14 protein-coding genes and 2 riboswitches are annotated in these 14,101 nt (G+C 44.3%); of the genes, 2 read left to right on the forward strand and 12 right to left on the reverse strand.

Annotated elements, in window-relative coordinates; genetic code table 11:
• Positions 1-383 precede the first annotated feature (383 nt).
• The 10 genes from ACFSCZ_RS07320 to ACFSCZ_RS07365 form a co-directional block, all read right to left on the reverse strand.
• A complete protein-coding gene (locus ACFSCZ_RS07320; protein WP_380773187.1) occupies positions 384-899 on the reverse strand; it encodes a YbaK/EbsC family protein in 516 nt (171 codons plus the stop codon).
• Positions 900-1,317: 418 nt separating this feature from the next.
• Positions 1,318-2,013, reverse strand: coding sequence for an LLM class flavin-dependent oxidoreductase (locus ACFSCZ_RS07325; protein WP_380773188.1), 696 nt, complete (start codon positions 2,011-2,013; stop codon positions 1,318-1,320).
• Between the two features lie 46 nt (positions 2,014-2,059).
• On the reverse strand, positions 2,060-2,293 hold the full coding sequence (locus tag ACFSCZ_RS07330) for an LLM class flavin-dependent oxidoreductase (RefSeq protein WP_465270186.1): 234 nt from the start codon (positions 2,291-2,293) through the stop codon (positions 2,060-2,062).
• Positions 2,294-2,723: 430 nt separating this feature from the next.
• Positions 2,724-3,206, reverse strand: a complete 483-nt coding sequence (locus ACFSCZ_RS07335; protein ID WP_380773190.1) for a GAF domain-containing protein — start codon at positions 3,204-3,206, stop codon at positions 2,724-2,726.
• A gap of 2 nt (positions 3,207-3,208) precedes the next feature.
• Complete coding sequence (locus ACFSCZ_RS07340; RefSeq protein WP_380773191.1) at positions 3,209-3,934, reverse strand: cysteine hydrolase family protein; 726 nt, start codon at positions 3,932-3,934, stop codon at positions 3,209-3,211.
• Positions 3,935-3,956: 22 nt separating this feature from the next.
• Positions 3,957-5,636: an acetate--CoA ligase gene (gene acsA / locus ACFSCZ_RS07345; RefSeq protein WP_380773192.1), complete on the reverse strand. Its 1,680-nt coding sequence runs from the start codon at positions 5,634-5,636 to the stop codon at positions 3,957-3,959.
• Positions 5,637-5,651: 15 nt separating this feature from the next.
• Positions 5,652-6,401 (reverse strand): ABC transporter ATP-binding protein, encoded by a 750-nt coding sequence (locus ACFSCZ_RS07350; protein ID WP_380773193.1) that lies wholly within the window; start codon positions 6,399-6,401, stop codon positions 5,652-5,654.
• A 16-nt stretch (positions 6,402-6,417) separates the two neighbouring features.
• The gene (locus ACFSCZ_RS07355) at positions 6,418-7,263 is read right to left on the reverse strand and encodes an ABC transporter permease (protein ID WP_380773194.1); all 846 of its coding nucleotides are present in this window, start codon (positions 7,261-7,263) and stop codon (positions 6,418-6,420) included.
• A gap of 21 nt (positions 7,264-7,284) precedes the next feature.
• Positions 7,285-8,280, reverse strand: a complete 996-nt coding sequence (locus tag ACFSCZ_RS07360; RefSeq protein WP_380773195.1) for an aliphatic sulfonate ABC transporter substrate-binding protein — start codon at positions 8,278-8,280, stop codon at positions 7,285-7,287.
• Between the two features lie 27 nt (positions 8,281-8,307).
• Entirely contained in the window at positions 8,308-10,107 is a 1,800-nt protein-coding gene (locus tag ACFSCZ_RS07365; protein WP_380773196.1) for a PLP-dependent aspartate aminotransferase family protein, read from the reverse strand.
• A 74-nt stretch (positions 10,108-10,181) separates the two neighbouring features.
• Positions 10,182-10,295, reverse strand: a riboswitch (SAM riboswitch).
• 64 nt (positions 10,296-10,359) lie between these two features.
• Positions 10,360-10,468, reverse strand: a riboswitch (SAM riboswitch).
• A gap of 548 nt (positions 10,469-11,016) precedes the next feature.
• Between ACFSCZ_RS07365 and ACFSCZ_RS07370 the strand changes: the two genes are divergently transcribed.
• Together ACFSCZ_RS07370 and ACFSCZ_RS07375 are read left to right on the forward strand one after the other, a co-directional pair.
• Positions 11,017-11,187, forward strand: coding sequence for an aspartyl-phosphate phosphatase Spo0E family protein (locus ACFSCZ_RS07370; RefSeq protein ID WP_380773197.1), 171 nt, complete (start codon positions 11,017-11,019; stop codon positions 11,185-11,187).
• Between the two features lie 122 nt (positions 11,188-11,309).
• Complete coding sequence (locus ACFSCZ_RS07375) at positions 11,310-12,008, forward strand: DUF2306 domain-containing protein (protein ID WP_380773198.1); 699 nt, start codon at positions 11,310-11,312, stop codon at positions 12,006-12,008.
• Positions 12,009-12,270: 262 nt separating this feature from the next.
• Here the strand turns inward: ACFSCZ_RS07375 and ACFSCZ_RS07380 are convergent, their stop codons facing one another.
• Both ACFSCZ_RS07380 and ACFSCZ_RS07385 read right to left on the reverse strand, forming a co-directional pair.
• The gene (locus ACFSCZ_RS07380; RefSeq protein ID WP_380773200.1) at positions 12,271-13,425 is read right to left on the reverse strand and encodes an MFS transporter; all 1,155 of its coding nucleotides are present in this window, start codon (positions 13,423-13,425) and stop codon (positions 12,271-12,273) included.
• Positions 13,426-13,623: 198 nt separating this feature from the next.
• Positions 13,624-13,962: a hypothetical protein gene (locus ACFSCZ_RS07385; protein WP_380773201.1), complete on the reverse strand. Its 339-nt coding sequence runs from the start codon at positions 13,960-13,962 to the stop codon at positions 13,624-13,626.
• Positions 13,963-14,101 lie beyond the last annotated feature (139 nt).

Consider the following 14,101-nt stretch of genomic DNA (forward strand, 5'->3'; position numbering starts at 1 on the left):
GCGTCACCCGAATTGGAGCAAGCCACGTAGGAAAATTCAATTTGTTGCCTATTGACTGTGTTCTGACAGTAGTCAAAAAAGATGGGCAGCATTTGCTTCCAATTGGTAAGTCCACTTGTCAAACGTTTAGCACTTATTAAGGGATAAATCTACGGAGATCTTTGTTGGTTGACTGCCATAAAAGGGCTCGGAATACTGCCGGCAGCCTGAAAGTTTTTCATGTGCACGTTTGCAATCTTTCAGGGACAGATATTCCGACGACCCTGTGTTGTTTGCCGGCTCTATTGTACAATTCCACAGGTATCCGGCTGATGGGGAACCATACGCAGAGTGCTCGGATATAAAATAAAAAGGGACTGTCCTTAAAGTCCCTTTTTACAAGCTCACAACCCCTTTTCGCTGCTGAGAACGGGTTCCGGCTTCTCTTCTTCCCACCCTTTGCAGACATCAACCCAAGTGGTGGCGGAAGAATATTCATACAGTTCGTCACAAGTAAGTTCAATTGCGGAATTGGTACTTCCGCATGCAGGAAATACCGTATCAAAGCGTTTTAGCGAAATATCCACATACACTTTTAAATCATTGGCCAGACCGAACGGGCAAACACCGCCGATCTCATGTCCCGTCTGTTCCAATACCTCATCCGGTGAAAGCATGCGAGCTTTGAAGTTAAATAGATGGCGAAACTTTTTGTTGTCAATTTTCGCATCTCCTGCAGCCACCACAAGGATGGCCTGATCTCCTTCTCCACGGAATGACAGTGTTTTGGCAATCCGGGCAGGTATGACACCGATGGTGTCTGCTGCCTCTTGTACAGTAGCGCTGGAGGTTTCAAATTCCATGATATCGTCCTGCCGGTTCCATTGTTCAAAATGAGCTTTTACGCTTTCCAAAGACATGAGGAACACCTTCCTATAATAATATTTATAGATATATATATAGAAAACAATATAATCCTTTAGCCATTGCGGAGTCAATGATTGCAGATGAAAGTTCTTTCCCTGATAAATGAGCAACTCCACATGCGCAAAGCCCTCGGGAAAGAATGGCCGGGGTTTTTCTACATTTACTTATACAGAAATCACGAGGAAGCAGAGACCCCGTACAAAAATACAAACTTTTTTACAAGCTTAAAAGTACGTTGCGATGCTCCGCCCCTGGGTGGTCTTCCGGCAACGGGCGTTTCCTATGCCAAATAACTTCTCCCGAAATGTTCCATCAGTGCACTTTTTCTTTAACAGTCCGCGCTTTTGCAGCTCAGGGGTAACAAGTTCAACAAAATCCTTACATGTCCCCGGCGACACGGCTTATGCCAAGTTAAAAACCGTCTATATCCGTTTCATCTATCCATTCTTCCATTGTATTTGCAATTTGTTCGGGTGTACCCACAGCGACAGGCCCCATCCCGCCTACTCCTACAAAATTAGCAATCTTACGAAGCGTCCACTTCGTGTCAGGCTTTGACATCGTGAGGATCTTCAATTTGGATTTAACGGCATTTGTTTCTATGTAGTCTATTTCATCATCGGGATGGTATTTGGAATAATCCACCCCTGTCCAACCGCTTAATAAAGCCAAAGCCCCTTCATAGCTGACATAGCTTGAAAGCTCCTCATATTTACTCCAGGCTTCTTCTTCCGTTCGGCCAACAAACGGCGTCATCAGAGCAAATATCTTCACACTCTTCGGATCCCTTCCTTCTTCTTGAAGGAGGTCCCTCAGTTTTTTGACATATGAGGCAACCGGACCTTTGGCGGGTGCTAAGATCAATGTGCATTCTGTATGTTTTGCTGCAAATTTCATACCTGTAGATGACCCTCCAGACTGATAGAGAACTGGGGTCCTTTGCGGAGACGGCTCACTTAAATGGATACCCGGAACATGAAAATACTTCCCGCGGTGATTAACTTCATGAGCCTTCTCCGGTTCTGTATAGATACCTTCCCGCGTCTTCTTCCCAGCTTGATTTCCATAGTTTATAACAAACTTCCAAATATTCATCTGCGACCGCATAGCGCTCGCTATGTTGGGATTTACCCCTGATATCCTTATTTTTTGTTCAGCTTTCCAAATAGGAGGTGACAATGTTCCAAGCCATACGGCCTTTTGTCAAGTGATCCAGCGTTGGCATCCTGCGGGTGAATGTATAGGGATGCTCGTATGTTGTAGAACATGTAATACCGAACCCCAAATGCTCTGTTGCATGAGCCATTGCTGAAACAAGCATCATCGGATCATTCACCGGAACCTGCGTTCCTTCCCTGAGAGCTGTTGCTTTGTCGCCGCCATACACCCCATAAATGCCAATGACATCCGCAATAAACAGACCGTCAAAACACCCTTACTCCAATGTTTTTGCAAGTTCAACCCAATAGTCAAGATCTTTATATACCTCAGATTCATCTTCGGGATGTCTCCATAAACCCGGTGATTGATGCCTAGCACTAGCACAATTCATTTCACCGTCAAGATCGGCTCCTTTTATTTTAATTATGCAGTGCGGCCGCAATCCACTCAATTTTCATTTCCTCTGGTTATGTCTTATATAGGCTTCCGCCTTTGTAAACGTCCTTTTTTAAAAAACATGGAAGGGGTTGTAAAAAACGGTGAAATGTCGTACTTGAATCCCCCTTACACATTCATAAAAAGAGGCACCTTTCTCCATCCAAAAAGATGAAACAAAGCGCCTCTAGTGGTCTAGTCAGCTCCTGGTAATCGAAGGTTTATACTAAACATTCTTCAATAATTGTTACGTATTCCTCAAGATATTTTTGATCCACTTCGTCAAAACGGTCAGTAATCGGACTGTCTATATCAAGCACCCCGTAAATGTCTCCATTGACGACAATAGGAATGACAATTTCAGACTGGCTTGCCGCATCACAGGCTATATGCCCGTGAAACTGATGAACATCGGCCACTCGCTGAGTTTTCCGTTCTTTCACAGCCGTGCCGCATACGCCTTTTCCATAAGCAATTCGTGTACAGGCCGGCAGCCCCTGGAATGGGCCAAGTACGAGCTCATCGTTTTTCCATACATAAAAGCCGACCCAATTGACCTGATCTAAAAACTGGTTTAACAGTGCGGATGCATTGGCCAACAATGCTGTTTCATCGGCCTCCCCATCCAGCAGGGCTTTTAATTGCTTCAGCAACAGCTGGTAATCTTCCTGTTTATTCCCGGAGTACGTTTTAACTTCAAACATTCTTAACTGTCCCCTCTCAAAATCGGTTGCTCCAAATATTTTACAAAGTCATCAGAAGAGATGACAGGTGCGAAAATTTGATTGATACGTTCCATGGCTGCCGCTTCCTGTTCAGGCTTTTCGCACCCTGTCGCATCGCCGATCACGATTGGCAGATAACCGTGGTCACGGGCCAAACGAACATTTCCTTCTATACACCAATCAAGATGAACCCCAGTAAACACGATCACTTCCACTCTTTTCTTGGCTAATTCCAGTGGAAAGGGTGTACCGATAAAGGCAGTCTGCAAAGCACATTCACTAAATTGCAGATCACCCGGTTCTACCAATTCCTGCAGTTCATCCACCAATTCATTGTCCCATTTAATTTTCTCTTCAGTAACTTCCAATCCTTCCACCCAGGTTTCGTATTGGACCTTGTCAAAAATATTTTGCGGCTCATTTCCGCGATAAATATTGTAGCCAATCCAATTGAACGAAACAAAGTTACTTGCTTTCCTTGCCGCTTTCACCGTTTTAATTGTTGCCGGCAAGCTCCCCCGCTCACGGTGATTTTCATGTCCAAGGGCACCATCACTCTCATATAGACATTTGTTTTGGCTAATCGAAACAAAAGCAGCTGACCTTTTTAATATTTCCGCGAAATTTAACTTTTTCCACTGAGGTGCAAGTTCCGGAATGGCGTGTATTCCGCCAACTCGACTTTGAGTAAATGTTGAAACTGTCATCCAATCTCCTCCATATTAAGAATCAATTAGACTTCTTTGTTCTAAGAATCTCCATTTCTTTTAATTCCCTGCGCAAAATTTTTCCGCTGATGACTGTTTTAGGCAGTTCTTCCAAGACTTCAATTTCCCTGGGGGCAACGTGTGCTGCTAAATTGTTGCGGACAAAAACACGAATTTCTTCCAACAGTTCCTTGGACTCCGTAAACCCGGGCCTCAGCGTAATAAATGCTTTTACCAATTCTCCGCGAATGGGGTCCGGTTTGCCGATGACCCCCGCTTCCGCTACAGCTGGATGTTCGATTAATTTGCTTTCTACTTCAAATGGCCCGATCCGTTCCCCGGCAGAGTTGATCATATCGTCATCTCGGCTTTGGAAAAACACATAGTCTTCTTCATCCTGATAAGCCAGGTCACCAGAAACGTACCATCCTTCATATTTGAAATAAGCGTCAAATCGATCTTGATTTCCCCAGATTTCCTTCATCAATCCCGGCCATGGCGTCCGTACTGCCAGTTGACCTACCGAACCTCGCGGCAGTTCCTTCCCCTTTTCATCCAAAATACCGACTGTGATTCCAGGGAAAGGACGTCCCATGGATCCCGGTTTGATCTTTTCAGCCGGCAGATTAACGATTAAATGCCCGCCCGTCTCCGTCATCCACCATGTATCATGAATGCGGACACCCAACTGTTCCCATGCCCAATAAATCACTTCAGGGTTCAAAGGCTCGCCGACACTTAACACATGGCGTAACGAGGAAAGATCATAGTTTTTGAGAATGTCACCTTGGGAAAGCAGCATCCGAAAGGCAGTGGGTGCGCTGTACCAGATAGTCACTTTCAATTCGGCAATCAACCGGTACCAGTTTTCTGCTTTAAAGCGGCCGCCTTGAATCACGATCGTAGCCCGGTTCAGCCAAGGTGCAAACAGACCGTACACGCTGCCCGTCACCCATCCGGGGTGGGACGTACACCAATAAACATCATCATCTTTTACGTCAAGCACCCACTTGCCCGAAACATAATGGTGGATCACCGCACGATGGGCATGGAGCACCCCTTTGGGCTTGCCAGTGGATCCGCTCGTATAATGGATCAGCATGCCGTCCTCAAGATCCACCCATTCCACCGGATCAGCTGCTGTTTCTTCGTATACTGTATTTTCGATATTTTCGACATCCAAAATCGTATGAAGGGATTGGATTTCGCTTTGCGGCACCCGTTTGACCATTTCTTTGTCTGTAATCAAAACCGTTCCCTTACAGTCATTGATCCGGTCTTTGACTGCCTCTTCCATAAATGCTTCAAACAGAGGACCGGCAATGGCGCCAATTTTAATAATTGCCAAAATGGAAATATAGCATTCCGGTGTTTTCGGAAGGAATACAAATACCCTGTCCCCTTTTCGCACTCCGTTGTCCCTTAATACCCTGGCGTAAAGATCCGTTTTTTCTTTTACTTCTTTAAAAGTAAGTATGCGTCTCTCATCGCCATCTACATAGTGTAAAGCGATTTTATCTCCGTAGCCTTCATCAACATGACGGTCAATGGTTTCATAGGCAGCATTGATCTTTCCGGTCTTTTCAAAGCTCAGACCCTTCGCAGCATCATCCCATGAAAATGTCTCTCGTATTGCCTCGTAGTTTTCAAGATTATAAGTTCCCGAAACCGGTGCAAGTATTTCTTTTTCTAAAACTCCCATCAGCCTTCCCTCCCGTTACGATGAAAAAGTAGCCTTTTCCACTTTATTTAAATCAAGGCTTTCCAAAATTTCTGCTTTAAGGTCTGCCAACAGTTTGCTCCCTCTTGACCTTGGCCGCTTTTCCGGAATGGTCAATTCTTTAGCAATTTCACCTGGCTGGCCTCGGAGGATTACAATTCGGTCACATAAGTATGTGGCTTCATCAATATCATGTGTAACCAATACCATCGTCGTCTGATGCTCTTTCCAAATATCAATCAGCAGGTCTTGTAGCTGCATTTTCGTAAAGGCATCTAACGCACTGAAAGGTTCATCCAGTAAAAGAATCTCGGGGGATGTAACCAAAGCCCGGGCGATGGCAACACGCTGTGCCATCCCTCCCGATAACTCCCTCGGATACAGTTCATCACAACCTCCCAAGCCGACACTTTCCAAATACCGTTTTCCAAGAAGGTACTTTTCTTCCTTTTTCCCTTTCAACCCAAAAGTGACATTTTCCAATACGTTGATCCACGGAAATAGTCTAGGTTCCTGAAAAATAAAACCGGTCGTATCATGAACATCTTTTGAGGTATTGCCATTAATTGATATTTCTCCGTCATACTCATTGTCGAGCCCGGAAATCGCCCTTAATAAAGTACTTTTTCCGCAGCCACTCGTACCTAGTATTCCGATAATCTCACCCTGCTTTGCAGACAAGGTGACATTCCTTACAGCTGTTTTTCCAGCAAATGTCCGACTGACATTTCTTAATTCCAAACCCATCTTTTACCCCTCCGAGTTACGACTTAACAAGCCGGTCTTGCCAATGGAGTGCGCGTTTTTCAATGACTTTCAAAATCCAGTCGGACAATTTTCCAATAATAGCAAAGAGGATAATACTTGCGATAATTGTCTCTGGAGAAAGTGTGTTTTGTCCCAGTACAAGCAAATATCCCAATCCCTGACTGGCACCCATCAATTCCGAGGCGACAACAAACATCCAGCCCAATCCGAGGCCGCTTCGCAATCCGACAAGGAAAGATGGCAAGGAAGCAGGCAAAATGACTCTTCTTACAAGCTGAAATGTATTTAAGCCATACATTTTTCCCACTTCGATCAATTTACGGTCAACTCCAGCAATGCCGCTGGCAATATTTAAATACACCGGAAAAAATACACCAACCGCAATCATGGTGACTTTGGAAGGTTCTCCTATTCCCATCCAGAGTATAAACAAGGGCACCCACGCCAATGAAGGTATGGAGCGGAAAGCCTGAATTAACGGATCAAACAGGTATTCCGCTTTTTTATAAAAGCCGACCAAAGAACCTAAAATCACCGCCGTCACGGTTCCAATCACAAATCCAGCAAATACACGATAAGTTGTAATACCGATGTGTCCCCAGAGAGTCCCGTCCTGCGCCATCTTTTGAATCGTTGCTAAAATTGCAGAAGGTGCCGGGAGTTGATACGACGGAAAAACTCCCAGACGGCTTAAACCTTCCCAAGACACAATTAGAATGATTGGCAATATACTTCCAAGAAAGATTGGCTGTAATTGTGATTTTTTCATCTGTGCTTTTTTCTTTTCTGCCGATTTTCTATTAACGAGTACAGGTGCTAACTCCCCTTCATGCTTTGCCATTTCACTTCGCTCCTACCGAGTTTATTCACCATCAATTGCTTTTTTTGCAAATGACGGATCAATAAGATCTGATGTTAATTCCTCAACATTGGCCTCTGAACTAATTGTTTCACTCTCTTGTAAAATTTTCCCTGCTTCGATGAGTGCTTCGGTCTGGACATCTCCTGGTACAGGTTCCAAGAATTCATTACGTTCCAGTTGGATACGCGCCACATCTTCCGGAATACTTGCTTCTTCAGCCAGTAGTTTTACTGCTTCTTCCGGATTTTCAAGAACCCACTCCCTAGCTTTCTCGTAAGCTTTGATTACACGTTCTACATATTCAGGATATTTTTCAGCAAAATCTTCCCTTACATTCAAGAATCCATACGTATTGAATTCAGCATTACGATAGAACAGTTCAGCTCCCGTTTCAATTTCCAGACGGGCCATATGAGGATCGAGTCCAGCCCACGCATCGACTGATCCGTTTGTCAGTGAAGTCGCTCCGTCTCCATGCGGCAGGTTGACAATCTCAACCTCATCAACGGACAACCCTTCCTTGTCTAATGAACGAAGCAGGAAAATATAAGGATCTGTACCCAATGTTGCTGCGACTTTTTTACCTTTTAAGTCTTTTACCGATTGAATATCGGAATCCTTGCTTGTCACAAGTGCTGTCCATTCTGGCTTGTGGGCGATATACACGTTTTTGATTGGTGCTCCATTCGCCTTTGACATCAATGTAGCTGCGCCTGCAGCTGATCCAAAATCAACACTGTTACTGTTCAGGAACTCCAGGGCTTTGTTGCTGCCCTGGCTTAAAGTCCATTCAATCTCGATGCCGTCCTCTTTAAACTCCTCTTCCAAGAAGCCGAACTTTTTTAATACCAGGCTTGTCGGTGAATAGTAAGCATAATCCATCCGAATTTTTTCGGGTGTTCCTTCTTCTGAATTGGCATTCGAAGAGCATCCTGAAATAATCAATGTAACTAAGCCTAGAATGCTAAATGTTAAAATAAATGTGAATTTTTTCATAGGTGCTTTTCTCCTTCACTCGGTAACTTAAATTTCACACGCATATGTTGAGATCGTACCGCGTAATCTTTGTGCTTCTTTATATGTGCATCTATTGTGGACGACTGGGATTCCAGCGTTTCTTGCTATTTCTGCTGCCTCCGGAGAGATGACACCTTCCTGGAGCCAGAAAACTTTCGGATTTATTTCTACTGCCTCTTTTGCGACCCCGATGGCAGCTTCCGGACTCCTGAATACTTGAACAACGTCGACCGGGAATGGGATGCTTTTTAAATCCGGGTATACTTTCTCACCCAATATCTCTGTTTCCCTTGGGTTTACGGGGATGATTTTATAGCCAAGACGCTGCATTTTGCGGGCCAAACGGTAGCTCGGTCTTGCTTCTTTTCCACTTAATCCTACAATGGCCAGTGTTTTTTGGCGGCTGACTTCCTCTCCATTCTCCACCACTCGTTCCGTTGCAGAGTTCAAAGCCCAACGGATCACACCTTCATCATTAATTACAAGAGGTTGCTCTTCTTGAGCAGCAATACCAGTTGCTTTTGCCAATGCCTGGTCGAGATCGTTTTGAATATCGCGGAGAGATTCGATTCCAACTGACAAACGGACAAGCGACTCCGTTACGCCTGCTTCTTCCAATTGCTCTTTGGTGAGCTGTTGGTGTGTTGTAGATGCCGGGTGAATGATCAGCGATTTCGCATCTCCGACATTTGCCACATGTGACCACAATGAAATGTTGTTGATCAATTTTTTCCCGGCCTCTTTACCGCCTTTGATGCCAAAAACGATGATCGATCCAAAACCATTGTTGAAGATCTTTTTCGCCAAATGATGAGATAGGTGACTTTCAAGCCCTGGGTAGTTGACCCATTCCACCGCCGGGTGATTTTCCAGATATTCCGCAAGCTTAACCGCATTTTCGTTATGGCGCTCTACGCGTAAGTGCAAAGTTTCCAGCCCTTGTATCAATTGAAACGCATTTTGCGGGCTCAAGGCTGCTCCGAAATCACGAAGCAATTGAACACGTACCTTTGTGATGAACGCCAATGTTCCGAAGTCCACTGCGTACCGAATCCCGTTATAGCTCGGATCTGGCTCTGTAAACTCAGGAAACTTTTCAGTATTCCAGTTAAAGCGGCCTCCGTCGATGATGACGCCTCCGATGGATGTTCCGTGCCCTCCGATCCACTTTGTTGCGGAGTGGACGACAATATCGGCTCCGAGTTGGATCGGTTTGCACACATGCGGTGTTGCAAAAGTATTATCAATAATGAGCGGAACACCTGCCTCATGAGCAATATCTGCAACAGCTTCAACGTCAAGTACTTGCAAGCCTGGATTTCCGATGATTTCACCATAAACGGCTTTTGTTTTATCCGTAATAGCGGCTTTGAAGTTTTCCGGGTTGGTTGGATCCACGAATTTTACGTTGATTCCATAGCGCGGAAGGGTGACAGCGAATAAGTTGTATGTACCTCCGTAAAGATTTGCACCCGCAACAATCTCATCGCCGGCGCTTGCCAGACTAAGTATGGATAAAGTGATGGCTGACATTCCGGAGGAAGTGGCGACTGCCGCTACGCCATCTTCGAGTAAGGCCATCCTCTTTTCAAATACATCCACTGTCGGATTTCCGATACGGGAATAAATGTTTCCTGGTTCATCTAAAGCAAATAGCCGTTCAGCATGCTCTGTATCATGAAAAACAAAAGAAGTTGTCTGGTAGATCGGAACCGCTCTTGATCCGGTAGTCGGATCTGGAGCCTGCCCTCCGTGTAATGCCAATGTTTCCAAGTCATATGATGCATTTTTTGTTGCTGTTGTCATGTTCATTTCCCCCATTCTGATAAATAAAAAAGCCCTCTTCATAAGAAGAGAGCCTGTTTTTAAAGTCCATTCTCTTCTTATCTTTCAGGAGTTGCCTCCTGCAGGAATTAGCACCTTATTAAGCCTGTATTGAGCTTAATGGTTGCCGGGCATCATCGGGCCAGTCCCTCCGCCACTCTGGATAAGAAATCATTATTTAATTTTTTAAAGCAAAAAAACTCTCACGAAAGATGAGAGGTTTGTCGTATATTCCTCTTATCTTTCCGAGCTATCAGCTCAGCTGGATTTAGCACCTTTTAAGCTTATGCTTAAGGCTGCCGGGTTTCATCAGGCCAGTTCCTTCCACCACTCTTGATAAGAATTGTATTAAATTGGTTTTTCCAAATCGTTATTAGCAGTCTAGCACGCGGATTTTTCCTTGTCAAACGTTTTTTAAAAATATTATTTTATAGAGATAGATGGAATGCTTATTTGTTCGTATTTCTGAATAGGTTCCAAGCAGACGAGTGATCCAGAAAGACATTGGAGTGCTAATTACCACCGTGCACTACACTTGGTATTAAGAGAAATTTATGACCATGTTGACAGAAGAAAAAATTTGTTTGATCATTTCCCAAAAAACTTTTTGACAAAATTCGACGATATTTTTAAAAATAGGCAAATCGACATGATTTTATATAAAAAATCACCTTTTCCCGTATCAATCGACATCCTTCCGCTTTTTACAAAAAAATTTTCTCCAATAAACAACATTATGTAAAAATACGATAATATCTACATGTTGTATAAAAAAGTTTAAGTTGACACAATATGTGGTATAATCTAAATATATCCAAATACCGGAAACACGTCCCGTTTGGATTCTGAATAATCTTTTCAAAAAATACCTTTGACAAAGGAGCAGCCGCTATGGAGAAATCAACCCTCTATAAGACAAAGCAAACATTGCAGAAAGAGATTAACGCCTTAAGAAGAGAAATGATTATGACCGGAATGACCAAGGGATTATCCAGCAAAAAAACTGTTGAGGTAAGTCAAAAATTAGATCATATCCTTAACCAATATGAGCTCATTTCATAATTTTATAGGATCTTTATATATGGGAGCCTCGCTTTTTTTTGGAGCAGGGCTCTTTTTTGTGGAACTGATGAGCCCTATGTCCGTATATATAGAAAAAAAGATGATAGCAGGAGGTTGGGATATTGGAAATATTATTTGATGGAATGCGCTGGCTTCATATCGTCAGCGGTTTTTTGGCCCTGTGCATATTCTGGGTACCAATCGCAGTAAAAAAAGGAGGGCGGCCGCATCGAAAGGTCGGATGGGTGTATGTATGGGCAATGGGAAGTGTATCGGTAAGTGCTTTTTTCATGGGCATCTATCGGCTGACATGGGATGCCGGTCCAGACCCCGATGCCATTCCTTTTTCCTGGTTTCTGCTGTTAATAGCCGTTTTGAGCAGTGCCACAGCCTGGTATGGAATTCGCGTCTTGCGATATAAGCGGAGAAAGGCAGTTCACAGACAATTCGCGGACCTGCTGTTTCCTGGCCTCCTTCTTATAATGGGCGTGGGCATTTCTGTATACGGGTGGTTCATTGATTTTCCGCTTTTGCAATACTTTCCGATTCTGGCCATATTCCTTGGTGGTTCCCAGTTGATCTATTGGCTAAAAATACCGAAAACAACATCCCATTGGATTGTGGAGCACATTGTCGGCATGCTGTCCTGTTGCATCGCCACGGTAACTGCTTTTACCGTATTCGGCGCTCCCCGATTGCTGAACATTGAGTCCGTGAGCCTCATCATTTGGTTCCTGCCCACGATCGTTATGGTGCCAATGATCATTGCTTTTTCAAATATGTATAAAAAGAAAATGGACCGTCCGAAGAAAAGTGCGTGAGCCGATTGATACGGGCGTCCATCCCGGCCTGAAACCCCAAAGCCTAGGAAGGCAGCGTTTTTAAATGAGAATTGGGCGGTTGGACCGTTGGTTGGGAGCTTTATAAGAGAGTTGGGAGCTTTATAAGAGAGTTGGGAGCTTTATAAGAGAGTTGGGAGCTTTATAAGAGAGTTGGGAGCTTTATAAGAGAGTTGGGAGCTTTATAAGAGAGTTGGGAGCGCGCCTGCGCCCTTTGAGGGCACGGCGCGCTCCAACTTTTTCATCACAGATCTGCAGGCTTTTTCCAAGCCAGTGAAAGTGCAACTCCGGCCAACAAGAAAATGGAGGAGAAATAAAAGGGATAATCCAGATTCATATCAAACAGAATTCCGCCGATGATCGGTCCGAGTACATTGCCGATGCTCGTAAACATGGAGTTCATGCCGCCCACAAATCCCTGCTCATCGCCTGCTATTTTGGATAAATAAGATGTGACCGCCGGCCGGATCAAGTCGAATCCGACAAAAATGATAAAGGTGACCAGTAGAATGTACACATACGTATGTACAGTGGTCATGAGAAACACAAGCACAACCGATAAAAGTAAGCAATAACGAATGAGTCCGATTTCCCCCCATTTTTTTGTAAGCCAATCAAACAATACAACTTGGGCAACTGCCCCGATTATGGCGCCACCTGTAATGACAATGGCAATATCTTTGGGAGTAAAGGCAAATTTATGATCAACATACAGGGAGAAGAACGATTCGAATGCCGCCAGGGCGAAAGCGGTGATAAAAATGATCATAAATGCAAAAAAGTACATAGGTACAAAAATTCTCTTGATTCCTGCTTTTTGGTTCAAAGCTGCTTCCGCCTTATTGCGTACCGGCTCGCGAAGGGTAATGATGGATATGAGCGCAGCGATGAGAGCCAAAACAGCAGCAGTAAAAAATGGAACGCGAGTCCCTAACTCTGCTAAAAATCCACCAAATCCAGGGCCGATGATAAAGCCAGTGGATATAGCTGCCGACATGTATCCGAGCGCTTTGGGCCGAGTTTCCTTTGTGGTAATATCAGCAATATAGGCTGTGACGGCCGGCATAATAAAAGCTGCGCTGAATCCGCCAAGAAAGCGGGAAATAAACAGGACTTCCACCGACTGGCCCAGCCCAAACAATAACTCAGATAAACTGAAAATAAACAGCCCGATGACGATCATTCGTTTCCGGCCGTATTTATCGGCCCAACGGCCGGCTACAGGAGATGTAACCAGCTGAATAATGGCAAAAGCTGCCACCAGATTACCAACTACGGATCCCGATAAATTCAGCTCATTCATGATCGTCGGCATCACCGGAATCACCAGGCCAATGCCTAAAAAGGCAATAAAAAGATTGGCCAATAATATGAGTAACGTCATATTTAGTTTTTCCATATCTCTATCTCCTTCATTTAATTCCCCCTGGGGAGCAGCCATAGCCAAGTAAAAAAAGTCCCGTACTTTAGTTTCGCCAAGATGGACAACGGGTTTACCAGGGACCTGGGTTTACCAGGGACCTGGTCTTAACAGTGACTACATGATACTAGTTCATTTCTGAGACAGGGATTCCGTCTTTCAAACCAAATTTGAGCTCTAAAATTGGAGTTTGCACTTTGAACCTCTGTTTCGCACTTTGAATCCGATTTTCGCACTTTGAACCTCAGTTTCGCGCTTTGAAATCGGAATTCGCGCTTTGAAATCGGGTTTCGCACTTTGAATCACGATTTCGCACTTTGAATCCGATTTTCGCACTTTGAACCCGGAGTTCGCATTTTGAACCTCAGTTTCGCGCTTTGAATCCGATTTTCGCACTTTGAACCTCTGTTTCGCGCTTTGAAATCGGGTTTCGCGCTTTGAAATCGGAATTCGCACTTTGAAATTGGGTTTCGCGCTTTGAACCTCTGTTTCGCACTTTGAATCCGATTTTCGCACTTTGAACCTCAGTTTCGCGCTTTGAAATCGGGTTTCGCACTTTGAATCACGATTTCGCACTTTGAATCCGATTTTCGCACTTTGAACCCGGAGTTCGCATTTTGAACCTCAGTTTCGCGCTTTGAATCCGATTTTCGCA

This window comes from Siminovitchia sediminis (genome assembly GCF_042680885.1).
GTDB lineage: Bacteria > Bacillota > Bacilli > Bacillales > Bacillaceae_C > Siminovitchia > Siminovitchia sediminis.